The following is a 20,298-nucleotide window of genomic DNA, read 5'->3' as shown; positions in this document are numbered from 1 at the left end:
TGCGGGTCACGGGTGGTGGTGTGGAGTCGGGTGCGGTGACGGTCGAGGTGTCACTGCTGGACCCGGACGGCACCGTCCTCGTCCGCATGCGCGACGTCGTCCTGCGGGTCACCCGCCCGGACCCGGCCGACGCCGCCACCACCGACGACGAAGCCGTACGCCTGCTGTTCCGCGGCGAGTGGGAGCAGGCCCCGCCGCCCGAGGGCGGCGAGCTGCCCGACGGCCCGTATCTGCTGCTGGGGACCGACGAGACCCAGCGCGACCGGCTGCGGGAGGCGCTGCGCGCGGCAGGCCGCCCGGCCGCGCCCGTGGTGCTCGCCCTGCCCGCGGACGCGTACGAGCGGCGCGACCGGCACACCTACGCCCTCGACCCGGCCGACCCGGAGCACTACGCCCGGCTGCTGTCCGACTGCGCCGAGGACACCGCCGCGCCCACCGCCGTCGTGCACGCCTGGGGCGGTGTGCCCGACCTGGAATCCGGTGTCCCGGACCGGGAGCTGACCCTCGGCGTCACCGCCCTGTTCCACCTCTCCAAGGCGCTGCTCGCCAGGCGCCGCGGCGGCCCGGTCCGCCTGGTGCTGGCGCACGCCGACGGCCCCGACGGGCCGTCCCCGCTCCATGAGGCGGCCGCCGGGTTCGCGCGCAGCGCCCGCCTGGAGAACCCGCGTCTGCGCTATCAGGTGGTGGGCACGGACGACGCCGACGGCGCGCTGTCCGCCGCCGTGCGCGAGCTGTCCGTCGCCGGAGAACCCCCCGCCCAGGTGCGGTACGCCGGCGGGCGGCGGCTGGTGCGGGTGCACCGGGCGGTCGAGGGCGCGCCGCGGGCCGACCGGCGGATCCCGGTGCGCGAGGGCGGCGTCTACCTCATCACCGGCGGCGCGGGCGGGCTCGGCCTGCTGCTCGCCGAACACCTCGCCGCCCGGGCCCGGGTCCACCTCGTACTCGTCGGACGCTCCGAGCCGGGCGCGCCGGTCCAGGAGCGGCTGGCGGCCGTACGGGCGGGCGGCAGCACCGTCACCCACCTGCGCGCGGACGTCGGCGACGACGACGCGGTCCGCGAGCTGATCGCCCGCGTCCGCGCGGAGCACGGCGCGCTGCACGGCGTCATCCACGCCGCGGGCACGCTGCGCGACTCGTTCCTGCTGAAGAAGACCGAGGCGGAACTGCGCGCCGTGACGGCCCCGAAGGTCGCCGGGGCACTGCACCTTGACCGCCACACCCGCGGTGCGGACCTGGACTTCTTCGTCCTCTTCTCCTCCATCGCGGCGGCCTTCGGCAACATCGGACAGACCGACTACGCCTACGCCAACGCCTTCCTCGACGCCTTCGCCGCGCACCGGGACCGCCTGGTGGCCGCCGGGCGGCGCTCCGGACGGTCGGTGTCCATCGCGTGGCCGCACTGGCGGGACGGCGGGATGGCGCTCGGCGAGCAGGACGCCGAGGCGCTGCGGGACCGGCTCGGGGTGGTGTCGATCTCCACCGCGCAGGGCCTGGCCGCCTTCGACGACGCGCTCGCGCTCACCGGCGGGGAGGTGCTGGTGGCCGCCGGGGACGCGGAGCGCATCGCCGAGCGGCTGGCCCCCGGCGCGCCGGCGCCGCGGCGGGCCCCGGACGACGGCGCCGGGGGCTCCGACGCCCCGGCCGAACTTCTGTCCGCCGCAGTGGAGTTGCTGCGCGGCCTCGTCGCGGACGCGATCGGCGCCGACCCGGCGGCGATCGACGGACGGGCACCGCTGCTCGCCCGCTACGGCATCGAGTCCATCGCCATCGCCCAGCTGAACCGGGCGCTGGAGGAACGCTTCGGCGACGGACTGTCCAAGACGCTGTTCTTCGAGCACGACACCCTGGAGGAGATCGCCGGACACCTGGCGGCCGAACACGGCGAGGCGCTGCGCCCGGCGGCCCCCGAAGCAGAAGCCGGGGCCGACACCGCGGTCGGCACCACCGGCCCCACGGCCGCCGTCGGCTGGCGCCTGCCGACCGCACAGACGTCGGGGACGACCGACGCGGAAGACACCGACGCCGACGACACCGACGCCGACGCCGACGCGGAAGACGCCGACGCCGACGACGCGATCGCGATCATCGGGCTGAGCGGCCGCTATCCGATGGCCGACGACCTGGACGCGTTCTGGCGCAACCTGGAGCAGGGCCGCGACTGCGTCACCGAGGTCCCCCGCGACCGCTGGGACCACGACCGCTTCTTCGACCCGGACCCCACCCGCAAGGGCGGCACCTACGGCAAGTGGGGCGGCTTCCTGCCCGACGTGGCGGAGTTCGACCCCCTCTTCTTCTCGATCTCGCCGCGCGAGGCCGAGCTGATGGACCCGCAGGAGCGGCTGTTCCTGCAGACCTCCTGGCACGCCGTGGAGGACGCCGGCTACCGGGCGGGGGAGCTGAGCCGCCGCCGGGTCGGGGTGTTCGTCGGCGTGATGTACGGCGAGTACCAGCTGTACGGGGCCGTGGACGCGCTGCGCGGCGGCCGCCCGGTCACCGAGTCCTCGTACGCGCTGATCGCCAACCGCGTCTCCTACGCGCTCGACCTGAACGGCCCCAGCCTCGCGGTGGACACCATGTGCTCGTCGTCGCTGACGGCGATCCACCTGGCGTGCGAGTCCCTGCGGCGGGGCGAGAGCGAGCTGGCCATCGCGGGCGGCGTCAACGTCTCCGTCCACCCCTACAAGTACGTGCTGCTCGGGCAGAGCCGGTTCCTGTCGGCGGACGGGCGGTGCCGGGCGTTCGGCGCGGGCGGCAGCGGCTATGTGCCGGGCGAGGGCGTGGGGGCGGTGCTGCTCAAGCCGCGCCGCAAGGCCGTCGAGGACGGCGACCACATCTACGGCGTGATCCTCGCGGGCGCCGTCAACCACGGCGGGCGGCCCAGCGGCAGCGGCTACACCGTGCCCAACCCGCGCGCCCAGCAGGAGGTCGTGCGGCGGGCGCTGGACTCGGCGGGCGTCGACCCGCGGTCGGTCTCGTACGTGGAGGCGCACGGCACCGGCACCTCGCTCGGCGACCCGATCGAGATCACCGGGCTGACGAAGGCGTTCCGCGCGCGCACGGCCGACACCGGCTTCTGCGCCATCGGATCGGTGAAGTCCAACATCGGCCACCTGGAGTCGGCGGCGGGCATCGCCGGGCTCACCAAGGTGCTGCTGCAGCTCAAGCACGGGCGCATCGCCCCGTCCCTGCACACCGAGGAGACCAACCCGAACATCGACTTCGCCGGCTCGCCGTTCACCGTGGCCCGCCGGGCCGCCGACTGGCAGCGCCCGGTGGTGGACGGGCGGACGCTGCCGCGCCGCGCGGGGCTCAGCTCCTTCGGCGCGGGAGGCGCCAACGCCCACCTGGTGATCGAGGAGCACCCGGCCGAGCGGCGCCACCCGGAGCCCTCGGCAGCAGCCGCCGCCCAGCGGGCCGCCGAGCCCCTGGTGTTCGTGCTGTCCGCGCGGGACGAGGAGCGGCTGCGGGAGTACGCGGGCCGGCTCGGCGCGTACCTGGAGCGCGAGCGGGCGGCGCTCGCCGACATCGCGTACACGCTGCGCGTCGGCCGGGAGCCGATGGCCGAGCGGCTGGCCGTGATCACCGCCGACGGCGGCGAACTGGCCCGGTCGCTGGCGGCGTTCGCACGCGGCGAGGACCCCGTCGGACTGCTGCGCGGCACCGCGGCGCCGGACGGCGACGCGGGCGGGCCGCCGCCCGCCCCGGCGGCGGGCGCGGGCGCGCGCGAGGCGGCCGCGCTGTGGGTCCGCGGGGAGCTCTCCGCCACCGGCCTGCCGGCGGGCGGTGCCCCTGGCGGCGCCGCGCCGCGCCGCGTACCGCTGCCCGGCTACCCGTTCGCCCGCGAGCGGCACTGGATCGCGACGGCCGCCGAAGCGCTCCAGACCGGTGTCGGCGCCCCGCTCCACCCGCTCGTGGACGCCAACGAGTCGACCGTCGAGGAGCAGCGCTTCCGCAAGACGCTGCGCGCGGACGACCCGCTGCTGACGGACCATGTGATCGGCGGCCGGCCCGTGCTGGCCGCGGCCACCACCCTCGAACTCGTGCGCGCGGCGGCCGAGCTGGCCAGCCGCCGCCCGCTGCGCGCACTGGCCGATGTGGTGTGGGGCCGCCCGGTGGCCGTGCCGGGCGAGGCCCTGGAGCTGTACGCGGGGTTCCGAGCCGACGGCGACGCGCTCACCTTCGAGGTGTACGGGGAGGCGGACGGGGCCCGCGTCACACATCTGCGCGGCAAGGCGTACTACGGCGACCGGGGCGCGGCCCCGGCCGTCCTCGACCTGGAGGCCGTGCGGCGGCGCTGCGCCACCCGCCGCGACGCCGAACTCGTCGACCGCGCCTACGAGGCCACCGGATTCCGCTTCGGGGCGGGCTTCCGCGTCATCCGGGGGGTGCACAGCGGGCCCCGCGAGGCCCTGGCCGAGCTGCGGCTGCCGCCCGCCGCACGCGGCGCGGACGGCTACACGCTCCACCCGGCCCTGCTGGACGGCGCGCTGCGCACCTGCCACTGGATCGGCCGCGAGAGCGCGCCGCGGGCGGACGAGCTGGCGGTGCCGTTCGGCATCGGCGCGCTGACGGTGGACGGCGCGCTGCCGGAGGTCGTCCATGCGCACGCCGAACTGCTGGAGGGCGGCGACGACCGGGAGACCTGGCGCTACGCCGTGACGATCGTGGACCCGGACGGGCGGCGGCTGGCCCGCGTCGAGGACCTGGTGGGTCGGCTGTTCACGGACGCCGGGGCGGCGCGGGAGCCGCGGGCCGTGGCGGAAACGCCCCGGGCCACGCGGTTCTACCGGCCCGTCTGGACGGCCGAACCGACCCCCGCGCCCGCCCGCCCGGCGGCCCGCACCCTGCTCGTCCTCGCCGACCGGACCGGCGCCGCTGCCGAACTGGCCCGCGCCGGGGGCTGGGGGCGGGCCGTGGAGGCGCTGGCGGGCGCGGGTTTCGAGCGCCGTACGGCGGACCGCTACACGCTCGACGCGGGCGACCCGGAGCACTACCGGCGGCTGCTCGCCGACCTCAGCGGGCCTGGTGAGGCCGGGCTCGACGTCGTCCATCTGTGGAGCCGTACGGCGCCGCCCCCGCCCGGCCACCCGGACCCCGGACCGGACCCCGAACCGGACCTGGCGGAGCTCGCGGCGCGGCACGAGGCGACCCTCGCCCGCGGGCTGGTGTCCGTGGTGCACCTGCTGCGCGCGGCCCACGAGGCCCCCGGCACCGGCCGGGTGCGCTGCGCGTACGTCCACGAAGGGGACGGGGAGGCGGGCGTTCCCGAGCACGAGGCCGTCGCCGGGCTCGCGCTGTCGACCGCGCGGCACGCACCGGACTTCGAGCTGTTCACGGTCCGCCACGACGCGGCGGGGCTGCCCGCGGACCGGCTCGCGGCCGAGCTGACCGCCGAGCGGCCGCGCCGCGGCGACGAGGTCCGTTACGCGGCCGGGGAGCGCACCGTGCGCCGCGTCAGCGGGCCCGCCGACCCGACGGGGCGGGACGCCGCACCGCTCGCCGAGCGCGGGGTCTATCTGATCACCGGCGGGGCCGGGGGCGTCGGGCGGCTGCTCGCCCGCCACCTGGCCGAGCGCTACCGGGCGCGGCTGGTCCTGCTCGGGCGCTCGCCACTCGAGCGGGAGCTGCGCGCGGAACTGGAGGAGCTGGGTTCCGAAGTGCTCGCGGTGCGCGCCGACGTGGCGGAGGCCGCGCAGGTGCGGGCCGCGCTCGTCGAGGCCCGGGGCCGCTTCGGCCGGCTCGACGGGGTCTTCCACCTCGCCGGGGTCGCCGACCGGCTGCCGGTGACCGGGACGGACGGCGACGGGTTCCGCCGGGCGCTGGCCGCCAAGGCGCGCGGTGTGGTCAACCTCGACGTGCTCACCCGCGCCGACGCCCTGTCCGTGTTCGCCGCCTTCTCCTCCGTCTCCTCACTCGCCGGGGACTTCGGCGCGGGCAGCTACGCGGCGGCCAACCGCTTCGTGGACAGCTACCTGACGGCGCGCCACGCGTGGGCCGCGAGCGGCGCGCGCAGCGGCCGCACGCTGTCGCTGGACTGGCCGCTGTGGGACGCGGGCGGTGTGGACGCCCTCGTACGCCCCGACGAGCTGGACACCTACCGGGAGGCGACGGGGATGGAGCGGCTGAGCCCGGCGCGGGCGCTGGAGGCGTTCGAGCGCGCCTGGGAGTTCGACGCGCCGGTCGTGGCGCCGGTGGCGGGCGACCCGGCCCGGGTGGCCCGGGCCCTGGGCGCCGCGCCCGCCCCGGCCGCGCCCGCCGCCACCGACCCTCCTGGCCCTGCTGCGTCCGTCCCCGCTGCGCCCGTGCCCGCTGTGCCCGTCCCGGCTGCGTCCGTCCCCGCTGTGTCCGTGTCGGCGTCCGTGCCCGGGGCCGCGTCCGCCCAGGCGTTCACGCCCGCGGTCGTGGACTATCTGCGGGAGCGGTTCTCCGAGGTGCTGCGGCTGGCCGCCACGGAGATCGACAGCCGCGCCCCGCTCGACCGGTACGGCATCGACTCCGTGATGATCATGGAGGTCAACGCCCTGCTGGGCCGGGACTTCAGCGGTCTGCGCGGCACGCTGCTGTTCGAGTACCGCACGGTGGCTGACCTGGCCGGGTATCTGGTGCGTGACCACGCCGACGACGTGGTCCGGCTGTTCGGCGCGGGACCTCGTACGGACGCCGGGAGCGGCACCGGCGCCGAGGCGGGCGCCGGGGAGCGGCCGGTCCCGGTCGCGGCGACGCGGCCGGCGGCGCCCGCCCCGCGCCCGGCGGCGCCCCGCCCGTACGACGGCGACATCGCGATCATCGGGATGAGCGGCCGCTACCCCAAGGCCCGCGACCTGGAGGAGTTCTGGGAGAACCTGAGCGCCGGGCGGGACTGCGTCACCGAGATCCCGGCCGACCGCTGGGACGCGGACGCCTTCTACGACCCGGACCCGGACGCGCCCGGCAAGAGCTACGGCCGCTGGGGCGGCTTCCTAGCGGACGTGGACGCCTTCGACTCGCTCTTTTTCGCGATCTCCCCGCTCCAGGCCAAGTCGATGGACCCGCAGGAGCGGCTGTTCCTGGAGTCGTCGTGGGCGGCGCTTGAGGACGCCGGCTACCGCCTCGACGCGCTGCCGCGGCCCGAGTACGGCGACGAGGGGCGCGACGTGGGCGTGTTCGTCGGCGTGATGTGGGACGACTACGCGATGCTGGGCGCCGAGGAGTCCTTCAAGGGCAACCACGTGGTGGCCATGGGGAACCGGGCGTCCGTCGCCAACCAGGTGTCCTACTTCGGCGACTTCCGCGGCCCCAGCGTCGTCGTCGACACCGCCTGCTCGGCCTCGCTGGTGGCGCTGCACATGGCCTGTGAGAGCCTGCGCGCCGGGGAGTGCGCCTACGCGATCGCCGGCGGGGTCAACGTCTCCGCGCACCCGCTGAAGTATGTGCACCTCAGCCGCAAGAAGATGCTGGCCGACGACGGCCGCTGCCGCTCCTTCGGGGCGGGCGGCAGTGGCTATGTGCCCGGCGAGGGTGTGGGCGCGGTGCTGCTCAAGCCCCTGGCGCGGGCCATCGAGGACGGCGACCAGGTGCACGCGGTCATCAAGTCGACGGTCGTCAACCACGGCGGCCGCACCAACGGGTACACCGTTCCCAACCCCAACGCCCAGCGGGCGCTGGTGGAGAAGGCCCTGGCGAGGGCGGGTCTCAGCGCCCGCGACATCGGCTGCGTCGAGGCGCACGGCACGGGCACCGCGCTCGGCGACCCGATCGAGCACACGGCGCTGGCCCAGGCGTTCCGCGCCCACACCGCCGACCGGGGATTCTGCGCCCTGGGGTCGGTCAAGTCCGCCATCGGCCACCTGGAGGGCGCCGCGGGCATCGCGGGGCTGACCAAGGCGGTGCTGCAGCTGCGCAACGGGCGGCTGCTGCCCTCGCTGCACGCCGAGGAGACCAACCCGGTGATCGACTTCACCGACTCCCCGTTCCGGGTCCAGCGGGAGGCGGCCGACTGGCCGCGTGAGCAGGGCGCCCCACGGCGGGCGGCGGTCAGCTCGTTCGGCGCGGGCGGCACCAACGCCCATGTGGTCCTGGAGGAGTTCGTGCCGGACCGGCCGCGTCCGGCGGCCCCCGGCGGGCCCGAGCTGATCGTGCTGTCCGCCCGCGACGAGGAGCGGCTGCGCGCGTACGCGGCCGAGCTGGGCGCCTTCCTGGGGCGCGCCGCGGAGCGGGCCGGGCTCCGGCCGGCCGACGTGGCCCACACCCTGCAGACCGGCCGGGAGCCGATGGCCGAGCGGCTGGCGTTCGAGGCCCGCGACCTGGCCGACGCGGCCGCGAAGCTGACCGCGTTCGCGCGCGGCGAGTCGGTCGCCGGGCTCTCGCGCGGCAACGCGCGGACCGACGGCGAGCTGGCCACCTTGTTCACCGAGGGCACCGGCGGGCGGGACTTCGTCCGGGCCCTGGCGGGCGCCGGACAGCGCGCCAAGCTGGCCGCGCTGTGGGTGGCGGGGGTGGAGCTGGACTGGGCCGCGCTGCGCGAGGGCCCCGCCGGGCGGGTGTCGTTGCCGACGTACCCGTTCGCGCGCGAACGCCACTGGCTGACGGCCACCCCGCCCACGGCCGCCGTCCCCGCCGCCCCGGCCGTCCCCGCCGCCCCGGCCGCCCCCGTGGCACGGAGCGCCGCCGAACTGCCGCTCACGCTGGAGCCGTCCGACCCGCTGGTGCGCGACCACGTCGTCAGCGGGCGCACCATCCTGCCGGGGGCCGGCTACCTCGACCTGGTCCTGGGCGCCCTCGGGGCCCGGGCCGGCGACGGGCCGGTCGACCGCGTGATCGACGACGTGTACTGGCTCGCTCCCGTCGTCGTCGGGCGCGAGGCCGAGCGGCTCACCGTGGCCACCCGCCCGGCGGGCGACACCGTGCAGTACGAGGTGCGCAGCGGGACGGGCGCGGCGCGCGCCGTGCACGCCCGCGGCATCCTGGCCCCCGCCGACGCCACCCCCGCCCCGCCGGACGTGTCCGTCGACGAGGTCAGGGCCGCCTTGCCCCGGTCGCTCGGCGGGGACGAGTTCTACGCGGGCATGGAGCGGCTCAGCGTCCGCTACGGGCCGTACTTCCGGCTCGTGGAGCGGATGTGGACCGGCCCGGGGCAGGCCCTCGCCCAACTGCGGCTGCCCGACCGGTTCACCGCCGACGCCGCGCGCCACCCGCTGCACCCGGCCGTGGTCGACGCGGCCCTGCACACGGTCGCCGCCCTGCACTTCGAGACCCGCGGCGCCGACGACCTGCCGCTGCTGCCGTTCGCCGTGGACCGGGTGCGGGCCCACCGCCCGGTGCCCCTCAGCGGCTACGCGCACGTTACCGACCTGGGCGCCAACCGCTACGACGTGGCGCTGCTCGACGCCGGCGGCCGGGTGTGCGTGCGCTTCAGCGGGCTGTCGGTGCGCGAACAGAAGGACCCGCACCCGCAGTTCGCGCACCGGCCCCACTGGGTGGAGAGCCCGCTGGGCGCCGACGCAGACGCCGACGCCGCCGATCACGCCACGGACGCCGAGCAGCGGCGCGGCGCGCGGGCGCGCGGCGTGCTGATCGCGGCCCCGCGCGAGGCCGGTCCGCTGGCCGCGGAGCTGGCCCGGGCGCACCCCGGTGCGCGCGTGGCGCGTCTGGAGATCGGCGCGGACGGGCTGTCCGCCGAAGCCGTCGAGGAGGCGCTGGCCGGTGGCCTCCGCCCGGACCTGGTGTACTTCCTCGCAGGCTCCGGCACGACCACCGCCACCGCCGACCGGGAGCAGGGCGTGATCGCGCTGTTCAGGCTGGCCAAGGCCGTGCTGCGGCACGCGGAACCGGGCCGCCCGCCGCTGCTGAAGACGGTCACCGCCGATGCCTTCCCGCTGCACGACGGCGACCCCGCCCGGCCCGGCCCCGCCGCCCTGCTGGGCCTGTGCTCGGCGCTGGAGAAGGAGCACCCCGGGCTGCGGATCGCCTGCGTGGACATCCGCGGGCGGGAGGCGGACGCCGCCGCGCCGCACATCCTCGCCGAGCCGTGCCGGGACCGGGTGCTCCCGGTGGCCATCCGCGGCGGTGTGCGGTACACCCGCCGGCTGGAGCGGCTGCGGCTGCCCGAGCCGGCCCGGCCGCCGCTGCGCGAGCGCGGTGTGTACGCCGTGGTCGGCGGCCTCGGCGTGATCGGCTTCGACACCAGTCTGCACCTGGCCCGCGCCTACCGGGCCCGGCTGCTGCTGCTCGGCCGCGGCGAGCTGGACGCCGAGCGCCGCGAGCGCGTCGCCACCCTCGAAGCGGCCGGCGCCGAGGTGCTGTACGTACGGTGTGACGCGGCCCGGACCGAGCAGGTGCGGGACGCCGTGGCCCGCGCCAAGGAGCGCTTCGGCGGACTGCACGGGGTGATCCACTCCGTGATGGACTTCGCCACCGCCACGCTGGCCGACATGGACGAGGGGCTGCTGCGCGCCGCCCTCGACTCCAAGGAGGCCACGACCCGGGCCACCTGGTCGGCGGTGCGCGACGAGCCGCTGGACTTCCTGGTGTTCTACTCCTCCGGCGCGGCCTTCCAGGGCGCCGCCGGACAGAGCGCGTACGCCGCGGCCTGCTGCGCCGCGGACGCTCTGGCGCTGAGCCTCGCCCGCACCGCGCCGTTCCCGGTCAAGGTCGTCAACTGGGGCTTCTGGCACGCCGCCGGGCGGCCCGAGCGGGAGCGGGTGCTGGAGGGCGCCATCGCCTCCGGCGCGACCCCGATCGGGGCGGCCGAGGGCATGGCGACCCTGGAACGGTTCCTCGGCAGCGCCCCGGCGCAGGTGCTGGCGGTGCGCGCCAAGGACCGGGTGCTGGCCGCGATGGGCGTGGACACCGGCACCGAGGCGCGCCCCCGGCCGGTCGAACTGCCCTCGCTCGTCGGCGCGCTGCCCGCGCCCGAGCCGCTCGCCCCGGACGAGCTGGCGCGCGTCGAGTCCTACCAGCGGGCCTCCCGCGAGGCCGAACACCTCGCCCGGCTGCTGCTGGTCGGGGCGGTGCGCCGGATGGGGGTCCTGCTGGCCGAGGGCGAGCGGCACACCCGCGCGGGGCTGCGCGAGCGGCTGCGCATCGCGCCCCAGTACGGGCGGCTCCATGAGTCCGTGCTCGACATGCTGACCGACGCGGGCTACCTGCGGGCCGAGGGAGCCGAGTTGGTGACCACCACCCTGGTCTCCGACGCGGAGGTGCTGCGCGTCAACGCCGACCCGCAGGCCGCCACCCGCGCCCTGATCGGCCGCTATCCGGAGATCGAGGCGGTGGCCACCTTGCTGGCCCGCTGCCTGGAGGCGTTCCCGAGGGTCGTCACCGGCGAGCAGAGCCACATGGACGTCCTCTTCCCGGACGGCTCCATGGACCTGGTGGTCGGCGTCTACCGGGGCAGCGCCCTCAGCGACGCCTACAACGAGCTGGTGGCACGGGCCGCGGCGGCCTGGGTGCGGCGGCGGCTGGAGGCGGAGCCGTCGGCCCGGATCAGGGTGCTGGAGGTCGGCGCGGGCACCGGCTCCACCAGCGGGCCCGTCCTCGCGGCGCTCGCCCCGTACGCCGACCGCGTCGGCTACACGTACACCGACGTCACCAGCGCCTTCGTCCGCCACGGGCGCAAGCAGTTCGCGGCCCGCTATCCCTTCGCCGAGTTCAAGGTCTTCGACATCGACGCGGACCCGCTGGCGCAGGGCATCACGCCGGACAGCTACGACATCGTCCTGGGCACCAACGTCTTCCACGTCACCCCGTCGATCGAGCGGACCATGCACCACACCAAGCGGCTGCTGCGCGCGGGCGGGCTGGTGCTGGCCAACGAGGGGACCGGGTTCGCCTGCTTCCTGCCGCTGATCTTCGGGCTGACCAGCGGCTGGTGGATGTACCAGGACACCGGGTACCGCATCCCCGGCTCCCCGCTGCTCACCGTCGCGACCTGGCGCGACGTGCTGGCGGTGTGCGGCTTCACCGGCACCGCCGTCCAGGAGCTGCCGCCCACGGCCGAGGGGCCGGTGCAGCAGAGCCTGATCCTGGCGGAGAGCGACGGCGTGGTGCGGATGGCGGGCGCCGATCGGCACGAGCCGGAACCGGAAGCAGAACCGGAACGGGAACCGCGGCAGGCGGCGGAGCCCGCGCGGGGCGGGGTGGCCGCCCCGGCGGCCGGTGCGGGACGCTCGGTGGACCTGGCCGAGGTGGCGGTGCGGCGGGTGACCGAGGTGTTCGCGCGGGTGCTGGAGATGAACGTCGCGCAGTTCGACCCCGACGCGCCGTTCGAGGCCTACGGCATCGACTCGCTGGTGGTGCCCGAGCTGAAGCGGGCGCTGGAGGCCGACTTCGGGCGGCTCCCGGCACCGCTGCTGTTCGAGCACACCACCATCGGCAGGCTCGCGGGCTACTTCCACGCCGAGCACGCCGAGGCGCTGAGGCGGCTCGCGGGCGGCGCGGAAGCGGAGCCGGAGCCCGCGGCGCCCGCGCCCGAGCCACGGCCCCAGGCCCAGCGGCAGCCACAGCCGCAACCACAGGAGCCACAACCACAGCCCCGTCCGCAGGCCGTGTCCGCCCCCGCGCCCGACCCCGCCGTGACGAGCGTCGTCGACGGGCTGTCGGACACCGAAGTGGACGAACTGCTGGGCGAGTTGATGACCGTGCTGGGCGGCGGCACCCGGGAGGAGACCTCGTGAGCGGGACCTTCAGCTGCTATGTGATCGGCGAGAACGCGCTCCTGGTGTCCTGCGCCGAGCTGCTGCTCGAAGCCGGCCACCAGGTGCTGGGCGTGGTCTCCCCCAACCCGGAGATCCGCGCCTGGGCCGGCGAACGCGGCCTCGCCACCGCCGACGTCGGCCCCGGGCTCGAAGGGTTCTTGTCGCAGCGCCCCTTCGACCACCTGTTCAGCATCGCCAACCTGCGCATCCTGCCCGCGCCGGTGCTCTCGCTGCCGCGCGGACTGGCCGTCAACTTCCACGACGCGCTGCTGCCGCGCCACGCCGGGGTGTACGCCACCACCTGGGCGGTGCTCGAGGGCGAACGGCGCCACGGCGTCACCTGGCATGTGATGACCGAGGAGGCCGACGCCGGTGACGTCCTCGTCCAGCGCGAGGTCGACGTCGCCGACGACGAGACCAGCCACACGCTCAACGTCAAGTGCCTGGAAGCGGGCGTGGCGTCCTTCGCCGAGCTGATCGCCGCGCTCGCCGAGGGGCGCGCCGAGCGCCGCCCGCAGGATCTGTCCCGGCGCGGCTACCACGGCCGCTACGACCGTCCCCCCGGCGGTGGCTTCCTCGCCTTCGACCGGCCCGCCGAGGAGCTGGCCGCGGCGGTGCGGGCCACCGACTTCGGCAGCCACCCCAACGAGTTCGGCACCGCCAAGGTGGCCGTCGGCGACCGGGCGGCGCTGGTGGGCGGCCTGGAGGTGCTGGGGGAGCGGTCCGGGGCCGCCCCCGGGACGGTGCTGGGGTGGGACCGGGCCGGCGCCGTCGTGGCGACGGCAACCCGCGACGTACGGCTGACCGGCCTGACCACCCCCGCCGGGGAACCGCTCGCCCCGGCACCGGCCACGGCCCCCGCCATGTCGTGGGCCGTGGCCGCCCCCCTGTCGGCCGCCGCGACGCGCGCCGAGTCGGCCGCCCTGCGCCAGGAGCGGTACTGGGCCCGCCGGCTGGGCGCGCTGCGCCCCGCCGAGCCGCCCTGCCGCGACGGCGCACCGGCGGGCGACGGCGAGCTGACGCTGTCCGTGCCGGTGCCCGCCGGCGCGCGGCGCGCGGCGGCCGACGCGGGGGTCTCCCGCCAGCAGTGGCTGCTCGCCGCCACGCTCGCCTTCCTCGCCAGGACCGCGCGGGAGGGCTTCGCCGACGTGGACCTGCGGATCGCGGACCGGACCGCCACCGGCACCGGACACCCCGTCACGGACACCCTGTACGCCCCGTACGCGCCGCTGCGCACACCCGATGTGGCGGACGGGTCGAGCATGGCGGAGTTCGCCCGGGAGGTGGCCCGGCGGGCCGAGGAGGTGGCCCGGCGCGGCCCCTACCCGCTGGATTTGTGGGTGCGCCGCCCCGAGCTGCGGGAGCGGCGCCCCGCGGCGCACGGGCTGCCGGTGGCCGTCGAACTCGCCGACCCGGCCGGGGCCGCCGCCCCCGCCGCGCCCCGCCCCGGCACCGCGCTGCTGGTACGCGTCCCCGCCACCGGAGAGCACTGTGAGTGGGTGGTGCGCGCCGACCCGCAGGCCCGGGCTGCCGCGGAGGAACTGGCCGGTCACGCGGGTGCGTTCCTGGCCGCCGTCGCGGGCCCGGCGGGCGCGGACCTGGCCGCCGCGCCGGTGTGCGACGACGCCGCGCGCCGCCGGGTCCTGGTGGAGTTCAACGACACCGCGGCCGACTATCCGCGCCACCGCGGCGTCCACCACCTCTTCGCCGAGCGCGCGGCCCGCAACCCCCAAGCGGTGGCCGTGACCTGCGGTGACACCAGCCTCACCTACGGGGAACTCGACCGGCGCTCCTCCGCACTCGCCGGGTACCTGCGGTTACGCGGTATCGGTCCCGGCGCACTCGTCGGCGTCTTCCTGGACCGCTCGGCCGATCTGCTGACGGCCCTGCTGGGGATCATGAAGTCCGGTGCCGCGTATGTGCCGCTCGACCCCATCTACCCCCGGGACCGCATCGCCCACATGCTGGAGGACACCGGGCTGCCGCTGGTGGTGACCGAGTCCGCGCTCGCCGGCGGGCTGCCCGCGGGCCGGGCCGAGGCGCTGGTCCTGGACCGGGACCGGCCCGAGATCGACCGGGCCGCCCCTGAGCCGGGCGCGGAGGTGAGCGCGGGGGACACCGCGTACGTCATCTACACCTCCGGCTCCACGGGACGGCCCAAGGGAGTGCGGGTCGGCCACCGGGCCCTGGTCAACTTCCTCACCTCCATGGCCCGCACCCCCGGCTTCACCGAGGCGGACCGGCTGCTGGCGGTCACCACCGTCTGCTTCGACATCGCGGGCCTGGAGCTGTACCTCCCGCTGATCACCGGCGGACAGGTCGAGATCGCCCCCACCGAGACCGCCGCGGACGGCTTCCGGCTGCGCGCCCTGCTGGAGGAGCGCCCGCCCACCGTCATGCAGGCGACCCCCGCCACCTGGAAGATGCTCATCGACGCGGGCTGGCAGGGCGGCGCCGCGGCGCCCCGGGTGTGGTGCGGGGGCGAGGCGCTGCCCCGCGACCTGGCCGGGGCGCTGACCGCGCGCGCCCCCGAGCTGTGGAACCTGTACGGGCCGACCGAGACCACCATCTGGTCCGCGGCCTGCCGGCTGGCGCCCGGCGACCCGGTCACCCTCGGACGGCCCATCGCCAACACCCAGTTCTATGTGCTGGACGAGCGGCTGCGGCCGGTGCCGCCCGGGGTGCCGGGCGAGCTGTACATCGGCGGCGACGGGCTGGCCTTCGGCTATCTGCGCCGCCCGGAGCTGACCGCCGAGCGCTTCGTCCGCAACCCCTTCGACCCGGCGGCGGGCGCCCTCTACCGCACCGGCGACCTCGTACGCCATCTGCCGCACGGCGCCCTGGAGTACCTGGGCCGGGTGGACAACCAGGTCAAGCTGCACGGCTACCGCATCGAGCTCGGCGAGATCGAGCAGGCGCTGCTGACGGACCCCGGCGTGGACCGGGCCGTGGCGGTCGTACGGGAGGACGAGCCGGGCGACCGCCGGCTCGTGGCGTACGTGGTGGCGCGCGGGCCGGGCCTCGACGTGGCGCGGCTGCGCGAGGGGCTGCGCGGCCGGCTGCCCGAGTACATGGTCCCGGCGGCTTTCGTGGAGCTCGCGGCCGTCCCGCTGACCGCGAACGGCAAGACCGACCGCAAGGCCCTGCCGCGCCCCGCGTCGGCGCCGTCCACCGGGGCCCCGCCGGCGGCAGCCGACAGCCGCACCGAGCGCGTCATCGCCGGGATCTGGCGCGAGGTGCTGCGCTCGGAGCGGGTGGGGGCCGAGGACAACTTCTTCGAGGCGGGCGGCAATTCGCTGCTGCTGATGCGGGTGATGGCGCGGCTGAAGGACGAGCTGCACCGGCCGCTGACCCGGGTCGAGATGTTCAGGTACCCGACCGTCCGGGCGATGGCCCGGTTCCTGGACGCGGGCGGCCCCGGGGCCGCCGACGCCAAGGGCACGCGCGCCGCCGGCCACGGCCGCGGCGCCCTCGGCACGCTGCGCCGACGGCGCCAGGCGCGCCCGGAGCGCAGACCGCTGCGCGGATGAAAGCGGATAAAAGCGGATGAAAGCGGTCATAGGTGAGCGCACTTATACGGGGAGTTGAGCAGAGATGCGCATGTGCACCACGTGTTCCCTCAAGGAAGGCCATCCCGGTGTCACGCTCGACGAGGACGGGGTGTGCAATCTGTGCAAGCTGGACTTCGCGAGTGAGCTGCTGGACAACTTCAACTACACCAACCGCGTCTACGAGGAGTTCACCAGCAGCGGCCCCAACCCGAACGGCGACTACGACTGCCTGTTCATGTACAGCGGCGGCAAGGACAGCACCTACATGCTGGACAAGTTCGTCAACGAGTACGGCAAGCGCGTCGTCTCCTACACCTTCGACGTCCCCTTCGAGAGCGCGCACGCCGCCCAGAACATCAAGCTGGCGCAGCAGAAGATCCCGGCGAAGTTCGTCCTCGACTCCGACGACGACAACATCAAGAAGATGATGCGGGACGTCTTCAACCGGCCCGCGCCCAAGAAGCCCGGCCAGTACCTCGACGAGAAGCTTCCGTGCGTCTCCTGCCGCACCTTCTTCGTGCTCCGCGCGATCCTCTACGCCTACCGCCACAAGATCCCCTACATCGCGCTGTGCGCCGACCCGCAGCAGATCCTGACCATGGAGTCCAACGCGCGCGAGGTCGTCCGCGGCTTCTACCGCACCTTCGGCCCGCGGATGACCGACGAACTGTTCCGCGGTGAGATCGAGGAGGTCCTGTTCGCCGAGGACAAGGACCTCCCCAAGATCGTCTTCCCGTTCATCGCGATGCGCTACGACTACGACCCCGACCGCATCGTCGCCGAGCTCAAGGCCAAGGGGCTGTACGAGTCCTCGCCGCTGGAGACCCACTGCACGCTCTTCCCGCTCCTGAACTACTACTCGTTCAAGAACTGGGACTGCATGTTCTACAAGCTCAACGCCTCCAGCCACCGCCGCTCGGTGCAGCGCAACAAGGACTACGACCGCTCCACCTTCTCGATCAAGTTCCCGCGCGCCGCCAACATCGCCGACATCGAGGAGCGGATGAAGCGGGTCGTGCTGGAGATCGCCGAGCAGCGCGGCGACCCGGCCGAGCACGAGCGGGAGCTCGTCGAGGTCTTCAAGCAGCTGGACGCGACCGAGGACGCCGCGCGGTTCGTCGCCCGCAGCTTCCTCGACATGCGCACCGTGGCCGCCGACATGGACATCAGGCTCTAGGGGGACGGACGGCATGGAGCAGGGCGACGAGATCAGGGACTCCGACGTCGCGATCATCGGAATGGTGTGCCGGTTCCCGGGCGCCGAGGGCGTGGACGCCTTCTGGCGGAACCTGACGGAGGGCCGCGAGAGCACCACGTTCTTCACCGACGAGGAGCTGAGCGCGGCCGGCGTCGGCCCCGACGAGCTGGCGCTGCCCGGCTACGTCAGGGCCGGGCAGATCCTGCCGGACATCGAGCTGTTCGACGCGGCGCACTTCAAGATCCCCGGCGATGAGGCGGAGATCCTGGACCCGCAGCACCGGCTCTTCCTCGAGTGCTCCCTGCACGCGCTGGAGGACGCCGGATACGCCCCGGGCACCCACGACGGCGAGGTCGGCGTGTTCGCCGGCGCCGGGCTGAACACCTACCTCCTGCACCACCTCGCCGCCCGCTACCGGGACGCCTCCTCCGTCGGGCACTACCGGCTGATGCTCGCCAACGACAAGGACTTCCTGGCCACCCGGGTCTCCTACAAGCTCGACCTGCGCGGCCCCAGCCTCAGCGTCAACACCGCCTGCTCCACCTCCCTGGTCGCCGTCCACCAGGCGTGTCTGAGCCTGCTGTCGGGAGAGTGCTCCATGGCCCTGGCCGGGGCGGTGCACCTGCGCGTGCCGCAGCACGCCGGCCATGTCCACCAGGAAGGCATGATCTTCTCCCCGGACGGGCACTGCCGCGCCTTCGACGCCGAGGCCCGCGGCACGGTCATCGGCAGCGGCGTCGGCGTGGTCGTCCTCAAGCGGCTCGCGGACGCGCTGGAGGACGGCGACACCGTGCACGCCGTCGTCAAGGGCTCGGCCGTCAACAACGACGGGGCGGCCAAGACCGGTTACACGGCCCCCAGCGTCGAGCGGCAGGCCGCGGTCATCGCCGACGCGCAGGACATCGCCGACTGCCCGCCGGAGACCATCGGCTACGTCGAGGCGCACGGCACCGGAACCCCGCTGGGCGACCCCATCGAGATCGCCGCCCTCAACGAGGCGTTCGGCGCCGCGGGCGGGCCCGGCAGCTGCGTCATCGGCTCGGTCAAGACCAACATCGGCCACCTGGACACCGCGGCCGGCATGGCGGGGCTGATGAAGACCGCGCTGATGCTCCGCGAGGGCACGCTGGTGCCCAGCCTCAACTACCGTTCCCCCAACCCCGACATCGACTTCGCCGCCGGGCCCTTCCGCGTGGGCACGGAGACCGCGGCGTGGCCCGCGGGCCCAGGGCCCCGGCGCGCCGGGGTCAGCTCCTTCGGCATCGGCGGCACCAACGCCCACGTCGTCCTCGAAGAACCGCCCCGGCGCCCTGCGGCCGCCCCGCCGCGCCCCGCCGAACTGCTGGTCCTCTCCGCCCGCACCCCGCAGGCCCTCGACCGGCTCGCCCTGGCCCTGGCCCGCCATCTGCGGCGCCACCCCGGACTGGACCTCGACGCGGTCGCCTACACGCTGACCGCCGGGCGGCAGCGGTACCCGCACCGGCGCGCCGTGGTCGCCCGCACCGTGCGCGAGGCCGCCCTGGCCCTGGCCATCGCCGACCCGGAGCGGATGGCACAGGGACAGCCGGGCGAGGAGACGCCCCGGCCCGCCTTCGTCTTCTCCGGCGCGCCCGGCGGCGCGGGCGGCGCGCGCGCCGTCGAGCTCTACCGGGAACTGCCCACCTTCCGGGCGGCGGTGCGGGAGTGCGCCGCCGCGCTGGACACCCCGCCCGGATACGGGGCCGACGCGCTGCTCACGGCGGACGACGGGGTCGCCGCGTTCATCACCGGGTACGCGCTGGCCCGGGTGTGGCAGGACGACTGGGGCCTCGCGCCCGGCGCGCTGCTGGGCACCGGCCCGGCGCAGGCCGTCGTCGGCGCCCTCGCCGGGGTGTTCGGCCTCGCCGACGCCCTCGCCCTGGCCAAGGCGTACGCCGCGGGCGAGGCCGCGCCACTGCCGCGCGCCCCGCTCGGCGCGCCCGAACTGCCGCTGGCCCTCGGCGCGGGCACCCGCTGGCTGACGCCCGAGGAGGCCCGCGACCCGGCCGTGTGGACCAAGCCGGTCGCGGCCGAGGCCGACGCCGAGGCGCGCTCCGCCCTGCTGGCCACCTCGGGGCTGATCCCGGTCGAGATGGCGTTGGATGACGAACCGGGCGAGCCCGGTGTGGCAGACGGGGCCGGGCAGCCGGCCGAGGGGGGCGGCTCCCCGGCGACGGCGGCGCTGCTGCGCGGCGTGGGCCGCGCCTGGGTCCAGGGCGCCTACCTCGACTGGGACGCCTGGTATCCGCGGGAGCGGCAGCGCCGGGTGCCGCTGCCCGGCTACCCGTTCGAGCGCGTACGGCACTGGGTGGAGCCCCCGCGGCGACAGACGGCACCGGCCGCGCCCGAGCCCGCCGCCGTCGCCCCGACCGCACCCGCCACGCCCGCCGTACCGGCCGGCCACGCCGTCGCCCCCGCGCCGCGGCCCGCGGACGGCGGCGGGCTGGCCGGCCGGATCGCGGGCGCCGACCGGGCCGAGGTGAGCCGCCTGCTGCAGGAGTACGTGCAGGGCCAGGTGGCCACGGTGCTCGGCCGGGGCCGCGACGACCTGCCCGAACTCGACCGCAACCTCTTCGACATGGATGTGGACTCGCTGATCCTCATCGACATCACCGCCCGGCTCGGCACCGAACTGGACCGGCCGGTGCCCTCCTCCGCGTTCGTCGAATACCCGACCATCCGCGCGTTCGCCGATCACCTGGTCGCCGAGTGGCACGGCGAGGCCGGTCCGGACGGCGGCCACGAGAAGGAGCCGGGCGGTGCGGCGGGGGGCGGCGAGGCCGTGAGGGGCCGTACGTCCCGCCGGGCCGCCGCCCGCAGGGGACCCGGGGGCGGGGGACAGGTGTGACACGCAGAC

Annotated in this window: 4 protein-coding genes; all 4 read left to right on the top strand. The window is 75.7% G+C overall.

Annotated elements, in window-relative coordinates; all coding sequences use genetic code 11:
* Positions 1 to 35: 35 nt before the first annotated feature.
* The 4 genes from ACFZDL_RS17040 to ACFZDL_RS17025 all read left to right on the top strand — a co-directional run bounded on the left by ACFZDL_RS17040 (position 36) and on the right by ACFZDL_RS17025 (position 20,289).
* On the top strand, positions 36 to 12,653 hold the full coding sequence (locus ACFZDL_RS17040) for an SDR family NAD(P)-dependent oxidoreductase (RefSeq protein ID WP_353593307.1): 12,618 nt from the start codon (positions 36 to 38) through the stop codon (positions 12,651 to 12,653).
* Positions 12,650 to 16,204 carry an amino acid adenylation domain-containing protein gene (locus ACFZDL_RS17035; protein WP_353593308.1) on the top strand — a complete coding sequence of 1,185 codons (3,555 nt, stop codon included), beginning with the start codon at positions 12,650 to 12,652 and terminating at the stop codon, positions 16,202 to 16,204. Before ACFZDL_RS17040 ends, ACFZDL_RS17035 begins: the two co-directional genes overlap by 4 nt.
* A gap of 70 nt (positions 16,205 to 16,274) precedes the next feature.
* Positions 16,275 to 17,402: an OzmP gene (locus ACFZDL_RS17030; RefSeq protein WP_353593309.1), complete on the top strand. Its 1,128-nt coding sequence runs from the start codon at positions 16,275 to 16,277 to the stop codon at positions 17,400 to 17,402.
* Positions 17,403 to 17,415: 13 nt separating this feature from the next.
* Positions 17,416 to 20,289 carry a beta-ketoacyl synthase N-terminal-like domain-containing protein gene (locus tag ACFZDL_RS17025; RefSeq protein ID WP_353593310.1) on the top strand — a complete coding sequence of 958 codons (2,874 nt, stop codon included), beginning with the start codon at positions 17,416 to 17,418 and terminating at the stop codon, positions 20,287 to 20,289.
* Positions 20,290 to 20,298: the final 9 nt, after the last annotated feature.

The sequence above is a fragment of the Streptomyces sp. NPDC007917 genome, from assembly GCF_042959105.1.
Lineage (GTDB): Bacteria > Actinomycetota > Actinomycetes > Streptomycetales > Streptomycetaceae > Streptomyces.
The sequence above is the reverse complement of the archived record's forward strand: the minus strand, read 5'-3'. Positions and strand labels throughout refer to the sequence as shown.

Bases quoted from the DNA above. Each gene is read 5' to 3' on its own strand.
- ACFZDL_RS17030 (WP_353593309.1), top strand. From the start codon at position 16,275: ATGTGCACCACGTGTTCCCTCAAGGAAGGCCATCCCGGTGTCACGCTC.
- ACFZDL_RS17025 (WP_353593310.1), top strand. From the start codon at position 17,416: ATGGAGCAGGGCGACGAGATCAGGGACTCCGACGTCGCGATCATCGGA.